The sequence below is a fragment of the Pseudomonas sp. NFACC56-3 genome (assembly GCF_900100025.1).
GTDB lineage: Bacteria > Pseudomonadota > Gammaproteobacteria > Pseudomonadales > Pseudomonadaceae > Aquipseudomonas > Aquipseudomonas fluorescens_AA.
The window spans coordinates 279,443-298,887 of sequence record NZ_FMTK01000002.1; the positions used below are offsets into that span (position 1 = coordinate 279,443).

20 protein-coding genes are annotated in these 19,445 nt (G+C 61.0%); 2 read left to right on the top strand and 18 right to left on the bottom strand.

Annotation, left to right across the window (positions count from 1 at the left end):
- Window positions 1–22: 22 nt before the first annotated feature.
- Complete coding sequence (gene rlmKL, locus BLO80_RS04290) at window positions 23–2,293, bottom strand: bifunctional 23S rRNA (guanine(2069)-N(7))-methyltransferase RlmK/23S rRNA (guanine(2445)-N(2))-methyltransferase RlmL (protein WP_092197456.1); 2,271 nt, start codon at window positions 2,291–2,293, stop codon at window positions 23–25.
- A 532-nt stretch (window positions 2,294–2,825) separates the two neighbouring features.
- Here rlmKL and rmf point away from each other — a divergent pair.
- On the top strand, window positions 2,826–3,041 hold the full coding sequence (gene rmf, locus BLO80_RS04295) for a ribosome modulation factor (RefSeq protein ID WP_003223300.1): 216 nt from the start codon (window positions 2,826–2,828) through the stop codon (window positions 3,039–3,041).
- Window positions 3,042–3,352: 311 nt separating this feature from the next.
- On the opposite strand, the gene BLO80_RS04300 is transcribed toward rmf, so the two are convergent.
- A complete protein-coding gene (locus BLO80_RS04300; protein ID WP_092197458.1) occupies window positions 3,353–4,372 on the bottom strand; it encodes a quinone-dependent dihydroorotate dehydrogenase in 1,020 nt (339 codons plus the stop codon).
- A 221-nt stretch (window positions 4,373–4,593) separates the two neighbouring features.
- Between BLO80_RS04300 and BLO80_RS04305 the strand changes: the two genes are divergently transcribed.
- Window positions 4,594–6,108, top strand: a complete 1,515-nt coding sequence (locus tag BLO80_RS04305; protein WP_256574109.1) for a hypothetical protein — start codon at window positions 4,594–4,596, stop codon at window positions 6,106–6,108.
- A 131-nt stretch (window positions 6,109–6,239) separates the two neighbouring features.
- Here the strand turns inward: BLO80_RS04305 and BLO80_RS04310 are convergent, their stop codons facing one another.
- From BLO80_RS04310 to sctT, 16 genes are all read right to left on the bottom strand, one after another.
- Entirely contained in the window at window positions 6,240–6,677 is a 438-nt protein-coding gene (locus tag BLO80_RS04310; protein ID WP_256574110.1) for a hypothetical protein, read from the bottom strand.
- Window positions 6,667–7,374 (bottom strand): oxygen-regulated invasion protein OrgB, encoded by a 708-nt coding sequence (locus BLO80_RS04315; protein ID WP_092326985.1) that lies wholly within the window; start codon window positions 7,372–7,374, stop codon window positions 6,667–6,669. The genes BLO80_RS04310 and BLO80_RS04315 overlap by 11 nt, the downstream gene beginning before the upstream one ends.
- Window positions 7,346–7,912 carry a secretion system protein gene (locus BLO80_RS04320; protein WP_092326986.1) on the bottom strand — a complete coding sequence of 189 codons (567 nt, stop codon included), beginning with the start codon at window positions 7,910–7,912 and terminating at the stop codon, window positions 7,346–7,348. Before BLO80_RS04320 ends, BLO80_RS04315 begins: the two co-directional genes overlap by 29 nt.
- On the bottom strand, window positions 7,899–8,621 hold the full coding sequence (locus BLO80_RS04325) for an EscJ/YscJ/HrcJ family type III secretion inner membrane ring protein (protein ID WP_092326988.1): 723 nt from the start codon (window positions 8,619–8,621) through the stop codon (window positions 7,899–7,901). The genes BLO80_RS04320 and BLO80_RS04325 overlap by 14 nt, the downstream gene beginning before the upstream one ends.
- A complete protein-coding gene (sctI, locus tag BLO80_RS04330; RefSeq protein ID WP_060738462.1) occupies window positions 8,618–8,926 on the bottom strand; it encodes a type III secretion system inner rod subunit SctI in 309 nt (102 codons plus the stop codon). Before sctI ends, BLO80_RS04325 begins: the two co-directional genes overlap by 4 nt.
- Window positions 8,927–8,985: 59 nt before the next feature.
- Window positions 8,986–9,231: a type III secretion system needle filament subunit SctF gene (gene sctF / locus BLO80_RS04335; RefSeq protein ID WP_371914564.1), complete on the bottom strand. Its 246-nt coding sequence runs from the start codon at window positions 9,229–9,231 to the stop codon at window positions 8,986–8,988.
- 21 nt (window positions 9,232–9,252) lie between these two features.
- Window positions 9,253–10,431 carry a PrgH/EprH family type III secretion apparatus protein gene (locus BLO80_RS04340; protein WP_092326991.1) on the bottom strand — a complete coding sequence of 393 codons (1,179 nt, stop codon included), beginning with the start codon at window positions 10,429–10,431 and terminating at the stop codon, window positions 9,253–9,255.
- Window positions 10,432–10,559: 128 nt separating this feature from the next.
- Window positions 10,560–11,024 carry a transglycosylase SLT domain-containing protein gene (locus BLO80_RS04345; protein ID WP_175459446.1) on the bottom strand — a complete coding sequence of 155 codons (465 nt, stop codon included), beginning with the start codon at window positions 11,022–11,024 and terminating at the stop codon, window positions 10,560–10,562.
- Window positions 11,021–12,280, bottom strand: a complete 1,260-nt coding sequence (locus BLO80_RS04350; RefSeq protein ID WP_092326993.1) for a winged helix-turn-helix domain-containing protein — start codon at window positions 12,278–12,280, stop codon at window positions 11,021–11,023. The genes BLO80_RS04345 and BLO80_RS04350 overlap by 4 nt, the downstream gene beginning before the upstream one ends.
- A 263-nt stretch (window positions 12,281–12,543) precedes the next feature.
- Window positions 12,544–12,801, bottom strand: a complete 258-nt coding sequence (locus BLO80_RS04355) for an acyl carrier protein (RefSeq protein WP_092326994.1) — start codon at window positions 12,799–12,801, stop codon at window positions 12,544–12,546.
- Window positions 12,802–12,881: 80 nt separating this feature from the next.
- Entirely contained in the window at window positions 12,882–13,988 is a 1,107-nt protein-coding gene (locus BLO80_RS04360) for an IpaD/SipD/SspD family type III secretion system needle tip protein (RefSeq protein WP_092326996.1), read from the bottom strand.
- A 13-nt stretch (window positions 13,989–14,001) separates the two neighbouring features.
- Window positions 14,002–15,099 carry an IpaC/SipC family type III secretion system effector gene (locus tag BLO80_RS04365; RefSeq protein ID WP_092326997.1) on the bottom strand — a complete coding sequence of 366 codons (1,098 nt, stop codon included), beginning with the start codon at window positions 15,097–15,099 and terminating at the stop codon, window positions 14,002–14,004.
- Window positions 15,100–15,123: 24 nt separating this feature from the next.
- Window positions 15,124–16,893: a type III secretion system translocon subunit SseC family protein gene (sctE, locus tag BLO80_RS04370; protein WP_092326999.1), complete on the bottom strand. Its 1,770-nt coding sequence runs from the start codon at window positions 16,891–16,893 to the stop codon at window positions 15,124–15,126.
- A gap of 2 nt (window positions 16,894–16,895) precedes the next feature.
- A complete protein-coding gene (gene sicA / locus BLO80_RS04375) occupies window positions 16,896–17,378 on the bottom strand; it encodes a type III secretion system translocator chaperone SicA (RefSeq protein ID WP_092327001.1) in 483 nt (160 codons plus the stop codon).
- Window positions 17,379–17,631: 253 nt separating this feature from the next.
- Window positions 17,632–18,666, bottom strand: coding sequence for an EscU/YscU/HrcU family type III secretion system export apparatus switch protein (locus BLO80_RS04380; RefSeq protein WP_092327002.1), 1,035 nt, complete (start codon window positions 18,664–18,666; stop codon window positions 17,632–17,634).
- Window positions 18,641–19,444, bottom strand: a complete 804-nt coding sequence (gene sctT, locus BLO80_RS04385; RefSeq protein ID WP_092327004.1) for a type III secretion system export apparatus subunit SctT — start codon at window positions 19,442–19,444, stop codon at window positions 18,641–18,643. Before sctT ends, BLO80_RS04380 begins: the two co-directional genes overlap by 26 nt.
- Window position 19,445 lies beyond the last annotated feature (1 nt).

Here is a 19,445-nt window from a genome sequence, read left to right on the forward strand (position 1 = left end):
CATGGATTCAATCAGGCTTCGATCAACGGGCCATGATCTTCCAGGCACGGTGGATCTTGCCGTTGCGGGCAAAATCCGGATCAATGGTCTTGGCGGTGATCTCTTCCACCGCGTAGCGCTCGCCGAGATTGTCCTCGAGTTGGAACTTGCGGAAGTTGTTGGAGAAATACAGCACGCCGCCCGGGGCCAGGCGCGCCATGGCCAGGTCCAGCAACTGGACGTGGTCGCGCTGCACATCGAACACGCCTTCCATGCGCTTGGAGTTGGAGAAGGTCGGTGGGTCGATGAAGATCAGGTCGTACTCGTCACGACTGGCTTCCAACCAAGCCATCACGTCGCCCTGCTCCAGGCGGTTCTTGTCGGAAAAACCATTGAGCGACAGGTTGCGCCGCGCCCAGTCCAGGTAGGTTTTCGACAGGTCGACACTGGTGGTGCTCCGAGCACCGCCCTTGGCAGCGTGGACGCTGGCGGTCGCGGTGTAGCAGAACAGGTTGAGGAAGCGCTTGCCGGCTGCTTCTTTCTGGATCCGCAGGCGCATCGGCCGATGATCCAGAAACAGCCCGGTGTCCAGGTAGTCGGTGAGGTTGACCAGCAGCTTCACGCCGCCTTCGTTGACCTCGGTGAACTTGCCCTGGGCGCTCTGGCGCTCGTACTGCTTGGTACCGCTCTGACGCTCGCGGCGCTTGATCACCACACGGTTCTTGTCGACGTTCAGTGCCTGGGGAATGGCCGCCAGGGCGTCGAACAAGCGGGCCGAGGCCTTTTCCGGGTCGATGGACTTGGGCGCGACGTACTCCTGGACGTGAACCCAGTCGTGGTACAGGTCGATAGCCATGGAATATTCCGGCATGTCGGCATCGTAGACCCGGTAGCAGTCCACACCTTCGCGCTTGGCCCATTTACTCAGCAACTTGAGGTTCTTTTGCAGGCGATTGGCGAACATCTGCCCGCCTTCGCTCAACCGCGCCTGCTCGACCACAGGGGCCGGTGCCGGAGCCGGTTTGATCGGGTTGCCGTTCTTGTTGTACTGGCGCTCTTGCGGTACTTCAGGGGCCTGATCGTAGGCGGCCTGTTCGCGCTCGGCCTGGCGTTGCTCCGGGGTGCGACGCTCGCCGGTGACGAACTGATCCGGCAGGACCTTGATCAGCAGCAGCTTGCACGGCAAGGCGCCGTTCCAGAACGAATACTGCTTGTGGCTGCGAATGCCCATGCGCTTGCCCAGGTCCGGCGCACCGGTGAACACCGCCGCCTCCCAGTTCAGGCAGGCCTGGCGCAGACGCTCGCCGAGGTTCTGGTAGAGGTAGAGCAGGCTGGCTTCATCGCCCAGGCGTTCGCCGTACGGCGGGTTGCAAATCACCAGGCCTTTCTGGTTCTGGTCTGGACGCGGTTCGAAGGTGGCGACTTCGCCCTGGTAGATCTTGATCCACTCGCTCAGGCCCGCACGCTCGACGTTGTTGCGGCCCGGCTGGATCAGCCGTGGGTCGGCTTCGTAACCGCGTATCCACAACGGCGGCTTGGCCAGGCCGGCGGCGGCGCGGGCGGTGGCTTCTTCGTGGAGTTTCTTCCACAACGCCGGCACATGGCCGAGCCAGGCGGTGAAGCCCCACTGCTGGCGACGAAGGTTCGGCGCCATGTCGGCGGCGATCATGCCCGCTTCCACCAGGAACGTGCCGACACCGCACATCGGGTCGGCCAATGCGCCGCCTTCAGCGGCAATGCGCGGCCAACCGGCGCGGATCAGGATCGCGGCGGCGAGGTTTTCCTTCAGCGGCGCGGCGCCTTGCTGCAGGCGATAACCGCGCTGGTGCAGGCTGTGGCCGGAAAGGTCGAGGGAGAGGATCGCTTCGCCGCGGTCCAGGCGCAGGTGGATGCGCAGGTCCGGGTTGAGCTTGTCGATGGACGGCCGCTCGCCCGTCGGGGTGCGCAGCTTGTCGACGATGGCGTCCTTGACCTTCAAGGCGCCGAAGTGAGTGTTGTCGATGCCCGAACCATGGCCGCTGAACTCCACCGCCAGGGTGCCGTCGGCCAGCATATGGTCTTGCCAGTCGACATCAAGAACACCGTGGTACAGGTCTTCGGCGTCCTTCATCGGGAAACGCTTGAGCACCAGCAACACGCGGTTGGCCAGGCGCGACCACAGGCACAGGCGATAGGCCGTTTCCATGTCGGCCATGCCGCGCACGGCCGAGGTGTGCTCGCGCGCCTCTTCAAGGCCAAGCCCGACGGCTTCCTCGATCAACAAGCCTTCGAGGCCCTTGGGGCAGGTGAGGAAGAGTTCGAAACGATCGGACATGGGGTTTCCAGAGCCTTTGGCTAAGTGGGCCGGGCAACGCGTTGCCCGGCCGGGTTCAGTCAGGTGCTTTTCTCAAGAGCACCCGCGTGGCACGAATGTGTGCCGTGCCGCCCTCGCCGCTCAGGTTAAAAGAGCTTTGATGCGAAGGCAGGTAAAAAATTCTGTGCAACAAATTGTGAAAACTCGACCCTTTCGTCGAATAGTACCCGAGTGCAACGGGAGGACATTCTCATTCAAGGAAAACCAGTCCCCTTTGGCGCAAGGCCGATCATACAGGGGTCTTGCTCAAAAGCGGTCAACGAACATGAAGTTACTTATCGCCCTAACATCTTTATTGTTACGTGCTTATGACAAAACGATCATTCCATCCCTGTGACGCTTTGGTTAGAACTCAACACAGGTTGACGTCGCAACGGCGTCAACAACCTCGGCTCGTCACGCCGGCAACGAGCCACCAACGGCAGAATGATTCTGCCCCGGCCTCGATAGAGGTCGACGCTAAGTAACAGTCAACAAGTGAGGGAAACACCCTATGAGAAGACTTAAGCGTGATCCGTTGGAAAGAGCATTTTTACGTGGTTACCAATATGGTGTTGGTGGTAAATCCCGTGAGCTTTGCCCCTTTACTCTACCGTCGGTACGTCAAGCCTGGATCAATGGCTGGCGAGAAGGACGCGGCGACAACTGGGACGGTATGACCGGCACTGCGGGTATCCACAGACTCAACGAACTTCACGCCGTCGGCTGACACAGGGCTTAATACTCAAGAACTCGACAATTTGACACCCATATCGATTTAACCACGCGCGTCCCATCCGGACGGCGGGCTACGGCCCAGGGGGCTCCTTCGAGGAGCCCTTTTTAATGCCTGGGCTTTTATGTCATTGCCTGAGCTGCGAACACCTTTGTGGCGAGGGAGCTTGCTCCCGCTGGGCTGCGCAGCAGCCCCAAAAAGCCATTGCACGGTGAGCCAGGCAAATGGCATCAGCCGGTTTCAGGACTGCTGCGCAGTCCAACGGGAGCAAGCTCCCTCGCCACAAGGGTCCACCCAGCCTTAAGTCAACCCAACGCCGCAATGGCATCCACCGACTCACGGATCAGCGCCGGCCCTTTATAGATGAACCCCGAATAGATCTGCACCAGGCTCGCCCCGGCGGTGATCTTCTCGGCGGCATGCTTGCCTTCGGTAATCCCGCCCGCCGCGATGATCGGCAAGCGCCCCGCCAATTCAGCGGCCAGCACCTTCACGGTGTGGGTGCTCTTGTCACGCACCGGCGCACCAGACAAACCACCCGCCTCGTCACCGTGTTCCAGCCCCTCGACACCTTCGCGCCCCAGGGTCGTGTTGGTGGCGATCACCGCGTCCATGCCCGTCTCGATCAGGGCCTGGGCCACCTGGGTGGTCTCCTCGTCGGTCATGTCCGGGGCGATCTTGATCGCCAGTGGCACATGCCGGCCGTGGGTCAACGCCAGTTCCGCGCGACGCCGGGCCAGGTCGGCCAGCAATTGCTTGAGGGAATCGCCGAATTGCAGGCTGCGCAGCCCAGGGGTGTTCGGCGAGCTGACGTTGACGGTGACATAGCTGGCGTGGGCGTAGACCTTGTCCAGGCAGATCAGGTAATCGTCGACGGCGCGCTCCACCGGCGTGTCGAAGTTCTTGCCGATGTTGATGCCCAGCACGCCTTGGTACTTGGCCGCTGCGACGCGAGCCAGCAGATGGTCGACACCCAGGTTGTTGAACCCCATGCGATTGATGATCGCCTCGGCTTGCGGCAGGCGGAAGATCCGTGGCTTGGGGTTGCCCGGCTGTGGTCGTGGGGTCACGGTGCCGATTTCGACGAAACCGAAACCCAACTGGGCGAAGCCGTCGATGGCCGCGCCATTCTTGTCCAGGCCCGCCGCCAACCCGACCGGGTTGGGAAACGCCAGGCCCATGACCGTCACCGGCAATTTCGCCGGCGCCTTGCACAGCAAACCGTTGAGGCCCAAACGTCCGCCCGCGCCGATCAGGTCCAGGGACAGATCGTGGGAGGTTTCCGGGGAAAGTTTGAACAGTAGCTGACGGGCCAGGGTGTACATGGGTGGGTTTGACTCTGGGGAATAAAAAGTGACGCGATTATACCGAGCAGGAGCGTCAGCGGCGAGAACCGCTTATTCCGGGCGTCATCTTTGCGCCGACGCGCCGCGCCCCTTTGCCTCGGAGCGTTATTTGATAGTTGCAAGCGCCAAAAGCCTGCAAAAGAGCGATGCAGCTGCAACGGCAGCAACCCAATAGCCCTTTCGTCACGCAGGATCAAAAAATGATTGCCTTACATTCAGGCGCCTCCGTAGCTCAATACACGCCAAACGACTCCGTTCGCGCTCAGAAACCGGACACCGTCATCGATATCGAAAGGCACTCAACCGACACCGACACCCTTATAGAAATGCTCTGCGAAGGCATCCCTGCCGAGCAGAGAAGCCCGCTTTCAGCACAAGACGCGACGCTCGGGCTGATGAGCGTCGAGGATGCGCTCAATGCAATCATTACCGAGCAATTGAATAGCGCCGACAACGCCACTCAGCAGTTCGTCGACGGCATCGCAATGCAGATGAGCGGCGAGGCCGAGGACTCAGCGTCCATCGCCGATTCCTGTCTGGTCATTGATCTGGCGCTTTTCGAAAACTCAAATCACTCGTCAGGTTCGGACTCGTTCATACAGCGCGGCCAAATCATCCTGAAATACCTCGGCGAACAACTGGGCAAACTGCTCAACAACGAATTCGAAGGCGATCTCGGGCGCTGGGCCGCCAACCTGACCATATCCGGCCTGCGCACCGGCCTGGTCACCGGCACCCTCACAGTGATCAGGCAACTGGTCGGCTTCGCCCTGGAGAAAACCCTCCAATCCAATGCGGCTTCGCCACTGACCCGCAGTGTGATCGGCGTCGTTGCCCAGAGCATCGGCCCCTTGCTGAACATCCTCGGCGCCATCAGGGACGAGTGCAATGGCACCGCGAACGCCGAAACACGCATGGCTCGCTCCATCACCCTCGCGGTCTCGGCCTTGGCCCTGACAGCCGCCATAATCGTGCCAACCGCGCTGCCGGCCTTGGCATCCTTCAGCTCGCAAATGGCGTTCTACACGTTTGCCCAGGACCTGGTGGGCCTGTTCTTTCCCACGGGCGACAATGCAAAACCCAACCCCGGCGGCACGGCCGCAGCAGGCGCGCTGAACGGCATGTTCCAATTCCTGTCCTTCACCGGCATGAACTACACCGCGCCGCACTCCGGGCCCGGTTACGTCATGGCGCAAGGCAGCACGCCCCCGGCCTCAGAACCGGAAAGCTTTGCCTTTCAACTTTCGGCCTGGGCGGAACAACAGGCCAATATCCCTTTCGATGCAAATCTGCCGATTGAGGCCCGCGCCGCGCAAATTGTCGAATCCCTGGCCCCGATACTGAAAGACGATGTAGCGCGGGGGGGCTACAACGGCGCTGCCGATGTCCTCGGCCAAGTGATCCTGGGCCAAGTGATGCACGCCCTGCAGGAAAACCCTTCCGAAGAAGGTTTTCGTGTCAAGCCGATGTCGGGACGAATACCCACCGCCGAGCAGGTGGCCGATCAATTCCTGTCCACCAATGCGATACGCACCTCCATAGGCCAGATCATCACGGCCACCGTCATCGCCGCATCCCGATTCTTTTCGGAACTGCCCATTCCAAAGGAAATGGTCGACCATATGGTCAATACCGTGGTCGCGATGGTGGTGTTCGTTGTCCGTCCCGGCACGACCTACGTCAACGCACGCACCGCTGTTCCAAAAAATCCCTGAGGCCCAAAGCGCATCGGCCTGGCCTGGCATACAGGCTGACCGTGGCGAGGGAGCAAGCCCCTCGCCACAAAAAACCATGCTCGCTTCCGGTTCGTGTCGTGTTCCGTTGGCCGGCAGGGCACGGCCCTGCATCACCACTCAGTCTTCTCCCACGCCTCATCCCCCATCGGCTGGAACACATCGCGCATAAAGCTTTTGGTGAACAGATCCATCGCGAACGCCAGGCCATTGGCACCGCTGATTTCTTTATAGAGCGGCGACTTTTCCAGCCCCTCATCCTTCAATCGAACCAAAACCTGCAGCGTGATCGCCAGCAACGCCTGGGCCGTGGGGTATGCCGCCGTCGTGCCATCCGGCCCGCGTAACGTGCGTAAAAACTCATGGATCGCCTTCTCGCCCTGCCCTTCCATGGCCAACAGCAATTGATAAAGGTGCTCGAATTCAGGATCCGGACGCTTGCTGTCCGGTGCCTGTTCGCCGGCAGCCAGCAACCGCGACTCCAGCGTCTGGACCGATGAATTCCCGTCGCGATCCAACAGGCTGGAAACCGTCATGGGTTCAATCTTCATGGCTAACCTCGGCAACACCGGTGGACGCGGATTCGATGAAGCCTGCACACCAGTCTGCAAGCGCCTGTCTCGATGCCTGATCCAGGGAGCGCACGGTCTCGGGCAGGTTGGCCAGGCTTGCCAACAACCGGGGCTCCAGCCGTTCCCGGGTCGCCTCGACATCGAATTCCAATAGTTGATCGCCAAGCCGCAGCACATAACGATCTTGCGGGTGATATTCCAGAATCAGCTCGCCGACCCATTGCCTGCTTACGCTTTCGCGCAACGCATGGCCGCGCCCACGACAATGCAGTGGCAACAACAGATGCAGGACCGCACCCGAGTCGCCCGGTTGCCCGGCCAGCCACCGAGCCAGCATTTCATCCAGCCACTCGGGGCGGCTCAAGGCTTGCGCAAGCAGCTCCCGGCTGGCCTGGGCCAGGGCGTTGCGCAATTGCTGTCCCAGGGTTTGCGTCTTCAACAACGCATCGGCCAGATGCCCGCTCGCCCGCAGGATGCCTTCGGCGTAGCCTTGCTGGAACGCCTGGGCCTGCACCGCCTCGGCCTCGCGGTGGGCCTGTTCGACACAGGCCCGTGCCCGGCGCTGGGCCTCGAGCTGCAAGGCATGACGGCGGCGGGCGGCGGCGATGTCTTCGCGAGCCAGGTGCACGTCTTCGCCAACGGGCACGTCAGTCAGGGTTCGGATGGAGTCGAGCATGCTGCACCGCCAAAAAGAACAGGGTTGGATCAGGTTTCGTGACAGGCCATTGCCGGTGCAGGTGAACCACCGCCTCGCAGAACTGCAAGTCCAGGCGTTCGAGCAGCGGGGACGGGACGTCCCCGTGCCAGCCCCATAATGCGTTGAGGCCGGCCGCTTGTACCTGCTCCAGCGAAGCCGGCGGACATTCGATCTTCAGGCGTTCCCGAACCCCCAAGTTGAAACTGGCGAACCGGCGAACCGAGCCTGGCAGCCCCAGCAACGCCGCGCCCCGCGCCAGCTCGGCGCGCAAGCGACAGGCGCCCATCAGCGAGGCGATGTAGGGCAATTGTCGCCAATGACGAACCCATTGCTTCGCCACGCCGGTCAACGGCAGCGAAGGCCACGGCCCTTGCAGTCCCAGCCCCTCGAGCACGATCCGGTTGAGCAGATCGCGGGCCTCGTCGCCCTCGAATCCCGCCGGCACGACCAGGCGCTGGGGGTGGAGGTAGGCCAGAGGCTCGGCGAGGATGTGTTCCAGACACTCAAGGTCCGACATCACGCGGCCTTGCATTTGACTGGCGATACAACCAAGCGCCACCGCCGGCCACCAGCACCGCACTGATTGCCGCCAACCACCACGGCCACGGCGAATGCCGCCGTGTCGTGGCCACCGACGGCGCCACATGCTGGGTTGCGGAGCGTTTGGACAGCACCACCGAAACGTTCTCGTACGCCACCGCGGCAAAGCTGTTCTTGAGAAAGCGCTTGATGTCGGTGATCAGCAACTGCGGTTCGACGTCGCGCTCATGCAACACCACCGCTGAAAGGTGGATAGGCGACGGCTTGCGCCCACCTTCGCCCGCATCGAGGTCGTAACTGACGTGGACCCGTGCTGACACCACACCTTCGAGCACACCCAGCGACTGTTCGATGCGCTGCTCCAACGCCGAATACAGCCGGGCCTTTTCCGCGCGGGGCGAGGCCACCAGGGAATCGGCGGGAAACATTTCGGCCACTTGCAGGCGTGGCCGTGAAGGCAATGAATACAGGTTGAGCAGATCGACGGCGGCGGGCAAATCCACCTGATCGATTTTCACCGCATAGCCGCTCTTGCCGGCGTCGACTTTCACCGCGGCGATATTGTTGCGCTGCAGCACCGAAAGCACTTCATTGGCCTGCTGCTGATCCAGCCCTTCCAACAGGTTCGGCTGGCGGCAACCCGCCAGCGCCAGGCACAACAGCAGTCCCCACAGGCCAGGCTTCATGACGCACGCAACAAGGTTTCTGCCGTGCTCACCCCTTTGCGTACCAGCACGTTGAGCAGATTGATCTCCACGTTGTATTGCCCGGTCAACTCCTGCAGGTGGGCCAGCACTTCGGGGTGAGTGACGTCCGGCCGTTGCATCAACTGATTGATCGCCGAGACCTCTTGCTCGCTGTTGACGGCGGAACCGGCAAACAATTCGATCATTCGCGATTCCAGTGACACGACCGGACCTTCCTGCGGGCCGCGCAACTCAATCAAGGCCGAGCGCGCACTGACCGACGGGGAAACAGCTTGGATGGACATACGATGCACTCATGAAAAAGGCCATCGTCATGAGCGATGGCCAACTGAAAGAGAACGGGTCAGCGAGCCGCCTGGATGATCGCCATGTCGATATCCTTGAAGCCCTTGATCGTGTTGGTCTGGGCGTTGCGGAACACGGTGTAGGAGGAAAACGCGGTCTGGTAGGCCGCCAGTTTTCCGGGGTCCGAGGCATCCGCCTTGAGGTCCACCAGTGCTTGATCCAAGGCTTCCTTCAGGCCTTGGGCGCCAAGCTCGAAGGCAACGGCTTGCTCGCCGAGAAAGTCATCGGGGAATAAGGGAAACATGATCGGGATACCAGGCATTCGTTATTCACTCTGCATGTTGGAGAAATGCCAGGACGAAGCGCTCGTCTTGACGTAGCCCTGCGGGCCGGTTTGGAACGACTTGCCCTTGAGCCCGTCGTCCCGGAGCTCGACAGTGAAATGCACGTAGCGGCCACCCCACTGCCGGTAAAAATCGTCGACGTACTGGCGGGCGGCAGCCAGTTCCGCATCCTGCAGATCGCCCGCGACGGCAAACGTGACACTGTTCCCATGCTCGACTCGCCTGAAGGCCAGCGAAAGACGTTGCAAACCACCCTGGGCCAGATCGGCGAGCAACGCGTCATCCTGCACTTGCAGCACGACGTCGCGGGCATACGGCGCCGCCGCGAGCAAGGCCTCGAGCAGCCTGGCCTGCTGGTCCGGCGTGAGCAGATTGCGTTGCGCGCTGAGCAGCAGCCGCGGCACCGACGGGTCCCTGAGATCGAGGAAGTGCCAGGCCAGTTGCGGATCATGGTCCACCAGCACCTGCTCCAGCCGGCGCCGCTCCTGGTCCATTACCCGCACGTGCCCGCTCAAGGTGGCGTGGCGCGTCAGCACCTGACGGCTCCAGCCGGCATCGCGCTCGGACGCCACAAAGACATAAACGCCCTGATCACGCCCGCGCAGCACCTGGACCTGCGCACTGGCGCCCGCCATCAGCGCACGCACATCGGCTTCAGGCGCAGGCGTCGGCATCGACCAGAGGCTGATCGCGACGACCGCTACCGTCAGCGCCAGAGCGCCGCCAATCCCGTGCAGCCACCGTCGGCGCCCACCCGGCAGCGCGCCAACATCAGCCCGGGCGTCGAGTGGCGAATCGAGCAACTCCGGCGCCCAAGGCTGGTCTTCAGGACGCAAGGCGATGTGCAGGCCGCCGATCCGCACCCTGGCCTGGAAGGCACACTGCCGGACTTGCACAGGATCGCCGAGCAGCCGCAATGGCAAACCGTCCGGCGTGACCTGATCGGCCAGCACCTCGAAATTGCACCCGCCGTCCTCCAGGGGCACGAAGACGGCATCCACCGGCACGCTGGCTGAATGTGAACCGTCTGCGAGCCCATCCATCGCCCCGACGATGAACAGGGTCGTGCCTTCGCCCAGGGGGAACTCGCAGCCCTGCAAGGGACCATTGAGTATCCGCAGGACACAGGGCTGTGGCGTGGGGGCTGTCAGGACTGTCACCGTCCAGGCTCCAGGGCAGTCAAATGAGCGGACATGGTAGAAAGGCCGGCCGCCGGCTTCCTGATCGGATTCTGCCGATAGCGTGCGGCAAAGGATCAGAATCCTGCGCCGGCCTGGTCATGGCGCGGTCATCGTCGGGCCTGGGTAAACACTTGATAGCGCTGCCAGACCTTGCGCGCATAGCGCAGCCGCGCGGCCTGGCGATGGGGAGAATTGCCAGCGTTGTAGGCACCGACCGCCGTCCAGTTATAGCCATAACGGGTGATGAATCCGGCCAGCACCGACGCCCCGACCTCCACCGACAGGCAAGGATCGTCCAGCAGGCGTTGTTCGGTAATGCCCTGGGCATTGAGCCGTGAGAGATGGATGCTGTTGATCTGCATCAGCCCGATATCGCGGGTGCCATCGCGGTTGTGGTGGATGGCATCCGAGCGCAGGCCCGACTCGACCTCGGCAATCGCTTGAAGCAGTTCGGGTTCGATGGCGTGCAATTGTCCCGCCTTGCTCCAGCACCAGGCGTGCGCCTGGGCCATGCCAAACCCCAGGCCGAGACACACCGGCAGGCATAACCACGGTTTGCTGCGCCGCGTCATGCCAGGCGTCTCTCGCGGAGCCACACCGGCTGTTCATGAATGCGCACCCGCAAGATCTGCGCCCGGACACACCCCGGATCATGCGCCAGACACTGGTCAAGCATTTGCAGCGCCTGCTCGTTGCGTTGCCAGAACCAGTGATGCCAGGCATGAAAATACAACACGTCCGCCTGATCGGCCGACAACAGGCAACGCCGGAACAACACTTGGGCCGCCTGCTCGCAACCGCGCAAACTGGTGAGCAACGCCAGGCGTGTCAACGCCGAGATGCTGCCGGGGTCCAGCGCCAACGCACTGGAAACCGCCGAATGCGCCTCTTCGATCGCGCGCTCCGGGTCACCCAGGCCCATCATCGCCTGCCCCAGCCACACATCCGCCAGACCACACCAGGGCGGCGCGTACCCGGCGTCGAGTTTCAAACACTGCCTGAACAGCACCTGGGCATCGCGCAGGCTTTGCACCGTGTGCTGTTGCACGCTGCACAATCCATTGAGATACGCCACCGCCACCGGATAGGACCCGCAGCGCTCACCGACAGGACGCAGCCCTGGTACGCGCTGGGCAACCAGGCATGTCAACGCACCCAGTGCCTCTCCCGGATCCCAGGCATCCAGCGTCTCACCGTGCAGCAAGGCCTGGTCGCGTCCACGAATCAACTCGAGCGACCAGTGCTGCAACCCGCCCGCACCGATAAAACGACCGTTCAAGCAATAATCCGCCGACAACCGCCCGGCCATCGACCGCACGTCGTCCAAAGTCCCGCAGGCCGCGATCAGCCCCGAGGGAATGACATGCAATGCCTCACCGAACGCCGTGGTCAGTTGGCGGATCATCAGATCCTGCAGATCCAGCGCCGCGATCTCATCCAGATTGCGAAACGGCAAAACCGCCAGCGAAGGCGCCACCGCCCTCGCCTCATCCGGTACATCGAGCTCGACCACGGAACCGGTGAACCGATAACCCTGGCCGTAAACCGTCGCAATGTAGCCCTTGTTCTCCTTGAACAACTTGCGCAATGCGTAGATACAACGGGTCAACGACTCCTCCGCTGCATCCATCCGGGGCCAGACCCGGTCCAGCAAAAAATCCTTGCTGACCACCGTGCCCGCCGACATCAACAACAGGCGCAGCACGTGCAGCTCTTTGGGGGGAACATGAACGCCTTGTCCATCTCGCATCAGCGTTCCATCGCTTTGCAATAGCCAGTGGTCAAAAACGAATGACTTGACCAGCGGTTGATCAGTTGTACTGTCCATACTTTGAAACTTCTCTATAGAAAGTTACTGAAGCGCGATCGAGCCTGTGGGTGTGACAGGCTCGAGATGACGAGCTGCTTGACTATAGGAAGATGCGTAGGAGGATTCCGTAGGCCACTGAACGTTATTAATGTAGGAAACCGCGACGAGAACCGTAAGACGGCACTTGATAAAATCAAGATATAAAACTTAACCACACCGGAAAGGGCGTACAAACACGGCAATGAATATTAAAAACGTTTTGCTCCCTGGATAGGTACCCATCAAGGGCTATTCTCTATATGCCTCTGCACCGAATCGACTACATCCTGCACTGTCCTCCACGCCTCCACCTCATCTTCGGACAGCTCGATACCGAAAGCGTTATTCAGCTCCAGGACAAGCTCGACCAGACTCATGGAATCGATAAACAGGTCCTCGACCAACCGCGAAGCATCGCCAATAACCCGATTCCCACGGGGAATACCAAGCGCCAACGATTTGATGACGGCCTGAATAATTTCGCTTGGATTTTCTGACATTTTTCTTTCCTGAAAAAAATCTGGCAGGCGCGGAACAGTACACGCCATGCCAGATTAAATATTGCAACCGTTACTCGATCCTAGAAGTTCAACATCGCCCTCAACATATCCGCATACTGATTCAAATGCGCCGACAAGGTCTTATTGAAATTGTCATGGTAGGCGTTGGCGTTCGAATACTTCTGCGTGAAGGACTGCAATCTGTTTTTCAGAAGTTCCTCCTGGGCGTTGAAGCCGGTTTGCCAGGCGTTGAATGCGGCCGTATCGAGCTTTACCTTGTCGCCATAATCCTTCAGCCCCTCGTGCATCACATTCAAGGGCCCGATATCGATGACCACGCACCAGGGACCGTTCGGCTTGGGATTCTGCTGAAGGCAACTGTCAGGCAGGCCCAGCGCCTTGAGCCATTTTTCCGCGTCTCCCTTGCTCGCCCCGGTATCGGGGGGTGCCGGAAAAAGCATGGCAGCCGGGTTGGGCAGGGAATATTTCGCAATCAGTTTTTCCAGTGCCTCGCGCAACGGGCCCGCACTTAACTCGACCTCTTTGCCGTCGTTAACCCCTTCGACCCAATCCTTCATCATCGCGGTGATTTCGGTGTTGAAGTCGGAGAAGAAATCCGAATAAGCCGAGATGATGTGCTCGTAGCCGGCGAGGTAGCCGTTCTTGATCAGGTCGATCAGCTCAAGGAGTTTGTCGAAGAAATCGTTCGATGAGTTTATCGTCGCATCCAAGGCCTCGGCGATCTCGAGGGGCTTGTCCTGCTCCAGGTGTTCCTGGAGGGCCCGGAGGATTTTGCCTTGTTCGTCATTGAGTTGCTGGCGCTGGCTTTTGTCCAAAAGCCCGGTGCCCTGGCTGTGGATCATCACGGCAACGCACTGGCGCACCTGTACGGCCCACATTTGCGCTCGATCACGCTTGGCGTGGATCAGTTCGACGAACTCCGCGACGAGGTGCTGCGTTGTGGACTCGGCGGCATCGCCTTGCTCTGGCTTGGCGATGATGGACGAGCACTTGAGCAGATGACCAAGGCTGCGGTTCATCGCGTTCATGGACCGATCGAGCAGATTCGTCAGGGAACTGACCGTTTGAATCTCAGCCGGTACGTCTGGAGGCGGGGCTGCATCGGTGACGGCCTCCACGTTCGGCAGCAGGACGATAGGCGAACGAATAGATTGAGTGATTTCCATAGGCCTCTCTCCTTCACGCCGTCACGGCACGAATGCCATCGCTACGGGATTGGAAAAGCTGCATCACCGTGTCCATCATTTTTTGCAGCAACGCCGCGTCGGCCCCATCCCTCTGGCTGACTTCATCAGCCAGGCTCTTCTGGCTGCTTTGCGCACTTTGCATCAGCACTTCTTTCTCCTTCGCCGCGAGCTCGGTCAGACGCACCATATTCGTGACCACCTGGCTGAAGCTCATCGACAGGGTGCTGAGGGCGCGGCCGATTTCCAGTTTCCTTTCGATTCCCTTGCTGCCCATCTGGCTCAGCCAGTCGGAGGTCTGGCCGACCTTCTGGGCCTTGAGGATCTCCCCGTCGAACCAGGCCCGCTCCTTATCCGTCAGTGTCGAACCCTTGGGTTTGAAGTCGACCGTTTTCGGCCGAGCGAAATCATCGAAGGTCTTGATCTGGTAGGTGGTCTGCGGGTTCCACTCATTGCGACCGCGCTCCAACGTGAGGTCGCGTTCCAGGTTGCCGGCATCCAGGGCGTTACGACGGTTCACGTCGATGTCGGCATGCTTCAACGCCTGGCCCTGGAAGGTCTTGACCAGGGCGAACCCGGCGATGGCGCCAGACACCACCGCGCCGGTGATGGCGCTGTTCAGCGCCGCCCGGCCCGACTCGACAATGGCCGCGCCCTGGGATTTCGCCGCCTCAGACGCCATGACGCTGAAGTGGCCGCGCAGTTGCGCATTGGCGACCCGAGCGACGTTCAAGGCGATGATCGCGGCCACCAGGACGTTGGCGTGTTTCTCCCAGGCGCCCGGGTCAAATGCCAGGTCGGTGCGCACGTCATCGCTGACCATCGTCAGGGCTTCAGCGAAGTCCTCCCGGTCCGATTCAGCGGGCTGATAGGCGTTGATCCGGCTTTCCAGTTCCGCAGCCGAAGGGCCTGCGAAGTGACCGTTCTGGAGGATTTGCTTTGCAGCAATCTGGTCGAGGATAGGCGAATCCTCGAGGGATTTGCGTTTTGAAAATTGCTCTTGGGCGATCAACTCGCTCAGCCCTGCGTCATTGATCCGGTCGTGGTCAATGACAGGGGATGCGATGGTGGTTGGAACGTAAATAGTGCTCATCGTAGGTACCTGTTGTCCGTGGTTTCAAACATGCCTGACCATTTGCAGGCTGACGGAATGGCTGCGTTGCATATCGGCAAACAACTGCTCGATCTGGCGGGTTCGTTCCTGCATCGCCTGGCCATAGTTGCTGACCACCTGGGTCAGGTAGGCGCTGATTTCCTCGCTGATTGCCATGCGTACCCGCACATCGGCCAGGTGCACGGCAGCCTGGGCCTGATGCTGGCCGCTTTTGATCTGCAGCCCGCCCTGCACCGCGACATGGCCGAACTCGGTGACGGCCTGGGCGATTTCCAGGTTGGCGGCGTAACGGGCCAGCGACACCGGATCGGCACCGTTGGTGATGAAGCCGCGCAATTGGGTGAGCATCTGGGTCAGCGTGTTGCCGACCGAGGTTGCCACTTGCTTCATCGCTTGCATCGCGGCAGGCGCGGCCTGGGCGGCCACCGACGCCAGCTTCGAGGCGACGGCACTGACCATCGGCCCGATTACCTGCACCCCGACCACGGCCACCAGCGCGACGGCGGCCAGCGTCGAAACGACGCCCTGGATCATGCCGGCGATCTGCGCGATTTCCTTGGCCTTGTCTTCATCGACACCCAGCTCCATCAGCATCTTGGTATAGATCTCGGTGAACAGCTTGATGGCTTCCTGCATGACGAGGGTCAGCGGCTTCATCGCTTCGGCCATGAACGACACGCCGGTTTTGTCCTGGATCACCGAGTCGGCAATCATCACGGCCGCGCCGACCACGCCCACGGCGATGAGCACCGGGTTGGCGGTCAAGACACCGGCGGCGATGGTCGCCACGGTCAAGATCGCCCCGACGATCTTGCCGATGCAGCCCATGGTCTTTTGCAGGGCCTCGGCCTTGCGGACTTCTTCCAGGTATTTTTCCGACTCGCGCTGCATGTGCGCCTGGAGCCTGGCTTGCAGTTCCTGGAACAGCTCCTGGCTGAGCTCCTCTTTGTTTTGCGCCGACTCGCCGAGCAACTCGATGATTTTCAAGCGGTTCAATAGCGCCAGCGCACTGCTGCTGAGGGCCTTTTCGTCGGTTTGCTTGGGGGTCGAACTCGTGGCGCTGAACATCAGCACTTTGCCAAACACCACGCTCACCGTTTTTGCGCAGGCGTTGGCGACCTCGATCAGTTTCAGATGCGCATCGGTGGCGGTCTGCAGGGTCTGGATCTGGCTGGTCAAGTCGCCGCGGATCTGGTCGCGCCGGGCCAGCTCCTGAGCATATTCGGGGGACTCCGGGTCCAGCTGCGCCAGTCGCGCCTCGCTTTCTTGAAGCAACGCCTGGAAATGCAGGACCCGATCCTGCAATTGATCGAGGTGTTCCTGGCTGCTCCCGACGTTGCCCTCGGCCGCCGTCATGGCCTCGACGGCAGCGGTGTATTCAGCCGACAGGTTTTCATGGGCCTGCTGCCTGGCGCCGGCCATGCTCTGCAGCATGGCCAGCCGATTTTTCAGCTTTTTGACGTCGACCTCGCCGATCAACTCGCTGATCATCGCCATCAACAGGGTGAACAGGTCGCCGTTGGTTTCCTGTTTGTTGCCATCGGCGCGCGGTGGCGGCGCATGTAACAGGGGCCGGCCTGTGGAGGCGGCGGATGTGCCGGCGTCACCTTCGTATTTCACTGACATCAGGTCCGCCAGCGCTTTCTGGCCGGCCTCTTGGAAATCCGCGGTCCGAGCGGCCTTGCCGGCCGCCGCGGCGTATTTCTCAAAGGCGTCGCTGCGGCTCATCGCGCCGTGAAGCGCCGGGTTGAAAGTAGCCCTTATTTCACTCATGTTCAGTCCTCCGAACAGTGCTGTTCCATGTGGGCCAAGGTGTCGAGATACACCTTGGCCTGCTCGCGCAGGTCGTCTTGCGGGGCTTGCTCAAGCACGTACTCGAAACACAACCGGGCCTTGCCGACCTTGCCCAGGGCCAGATGACATTGGCCGCTGTACAGCATCGGCCGGTAGTCGTTGCTGCCTTGGGCAAAGGCGATGGCATACAGGTCGATTGCCTTTTGGTGGTTTTGCTTGAGCTGGTGCACCGCCGCCAGTCCCATCCAGTAATGGCTGTTGTAGAAGTCGTAGATGCACAGGAAGTGAAAGAACTTCTCGGCATCGTCCAGCCGCCCCTGTTCGTAGAACTGGAAGGCGAAGGCATAGAGACTGTCCATGTGCTCGTCACTGAGGCCTTGCACGTCTTTCAACGCCGCGCCACCGAGCACCGCGTCGACGACATCCAGGGCCACCTGCTCGTCTTGTTTGTTGTCACGACTCATCAGCCATACTCCTGAAAAAACGTCAGCGTCGCTGACCGGTGCATTGAGCCAAAACACCGATGGGTCACGCTGCCAAATTGCGCTCATCCATACCTTTGTGGCGAGGAAGCAAGCTCGCGCTGGGCTGCGCAACAGACCCCGCAAGACCACACCTGTCAGCCTGATACACCGCATCGTCGGGTTTTAGGGCCGCTTCGCGCCCCAGCGGGAGCAAGCTCCCTCGTCACGGGGCGTGGGTATTCTCGAATCGGCCTCAGGCCTGTTCGACCTGCTCCAGCCAGATCAACAGGCGCAGCACCTCCTCGACTTCCTGCACCTGCAGAAAGCTGTAGCGCTGGTGGGTCTTGAAGATCCGTCGGGCCAAGGCGACGTCGTTGATCACCGGCACCCCGACCTCCTTGGCGTACGCCCGGACCGCCAGGGCACGTTGGTTGGTTTCCATCAGGGAAATGAACGGCAACAGCGTGATTTCCGGACGGAAATACACGCCGATGGCAATGTGGGTCGGGTTGGCGATGATCATCCGCGAGCTGCGCACATCGGACTTGACCTGCTCCGACAACAGTTCCATGTGCAGATCGCGGCGGCGTCCCTTGATCTGTGGGTTACCGTCTTGCTCCTTGTGTTCACGCTTGACCGAATCCTTGTCCATCATCTGGTCTTTCATGAACAACCAGTACTCGCTGAGGGCATCGAGCACGACGATCAGCAGGACACAGGCGAGAAAGGCCAGCACCAATACCAGCAACAAACGCCCCCAGATCGCGAACAGCGCCGGTGCCTGGACGAACAGTTGGGCAAAGAGCAATTGCCGCTGGGTGATCCAGACGATCCACAGCGCCATGGCGAAACTGCCCAGGTACAACAGCGCCTTGAGCGTGTCCTTGACCGTGCGCAGGCTGAACAGTTTTTTGAAACCGTTGACCGGGTTCAACGCCCCCAGATTCAACTTCAACGCCTCACTGGCCAAGGCAAAACCGCTTTGCAACAAGGCCGGCAAGGCACTGGTCAACACGCACACCAGCAACAACGGCAGCAACGCCTTGAGACCGACCAGCACCAGCATCGCCGAGTAGGCTTGCAGCTGCGTGTCAAAATCGCTGGCGATGATACGCCGGTAGACCTCCATGATCTCGATCAACGAGCTGTTGAACACCATGTAGGTGATGCCACACAGGGTCAGGCAGGTGATGACCAGGTCCTTGGCCTTGAACGTCTGCCCTTTGCGCGCGGCATCGCGCAAGCGCTTGGCGGTGGGTTTTTCAGTCTTCGAGGCGCTGGATGACATCACCCTCCTCCCCACCGCCCAGCGCCTGCGCCACCCCGTCGGCCATCGTGCCCATGCGCAAGACTTCGTCCGGCAGATGCACGCCGAAGTACAGCATCAGCACCACCAACGCCACCAGGCTCTTGACCGTCAGCGACACGGAGAAAGCGTTCATCTGCGGCGCATAGCGCGACAGCAAACCCAGCAGCGCCTCGCTGACCAGCAAGGTCGCCACCACCGGCGCACTGATGACCAGCGTCTTGCTCACCAACGCATCCAGCAACCCCAGCACCGCCGGCAAATGCAATTGGCAGCCACCCGCCGGCGCACACAGGCGATAACTGTGGCCAACGGTTTCGAGCATCAACAGCATCCCGCCACCGGCGAGATACACCGCCGCCGCAAACAACTGGAGAAAATTCGCCAGCTCCGAGGTGTCGACACCGTTGGCCGGATCCATGGTGCTGCTGAGCATGGCCCCGCGCTGGTTGTCGATCAGGTTGCCCATGGCGTGCAACACCCAGAACGGCCAGCCCAACAGCATCCCCAACAGCACGCCGATACTCGCCTCGCGCAGCACCAGGCCGAGGAACGCCAGGCTGTCGAGGGTAGGTGCGGGCACACCGATGTAGCGCCAAAACCCCAGCGCCACCAGCACAATCACCGCCTGACGCGCCACACCGGTGAGCACGCCGCTGTTGAGAAACGGCAACATGAAAAAAATCGGTGCCAGGCGCGCCACACCCAGGACCGCTACGGCGAACCAGGCATACAGGTCGAAAAACAACGCCACCGACATC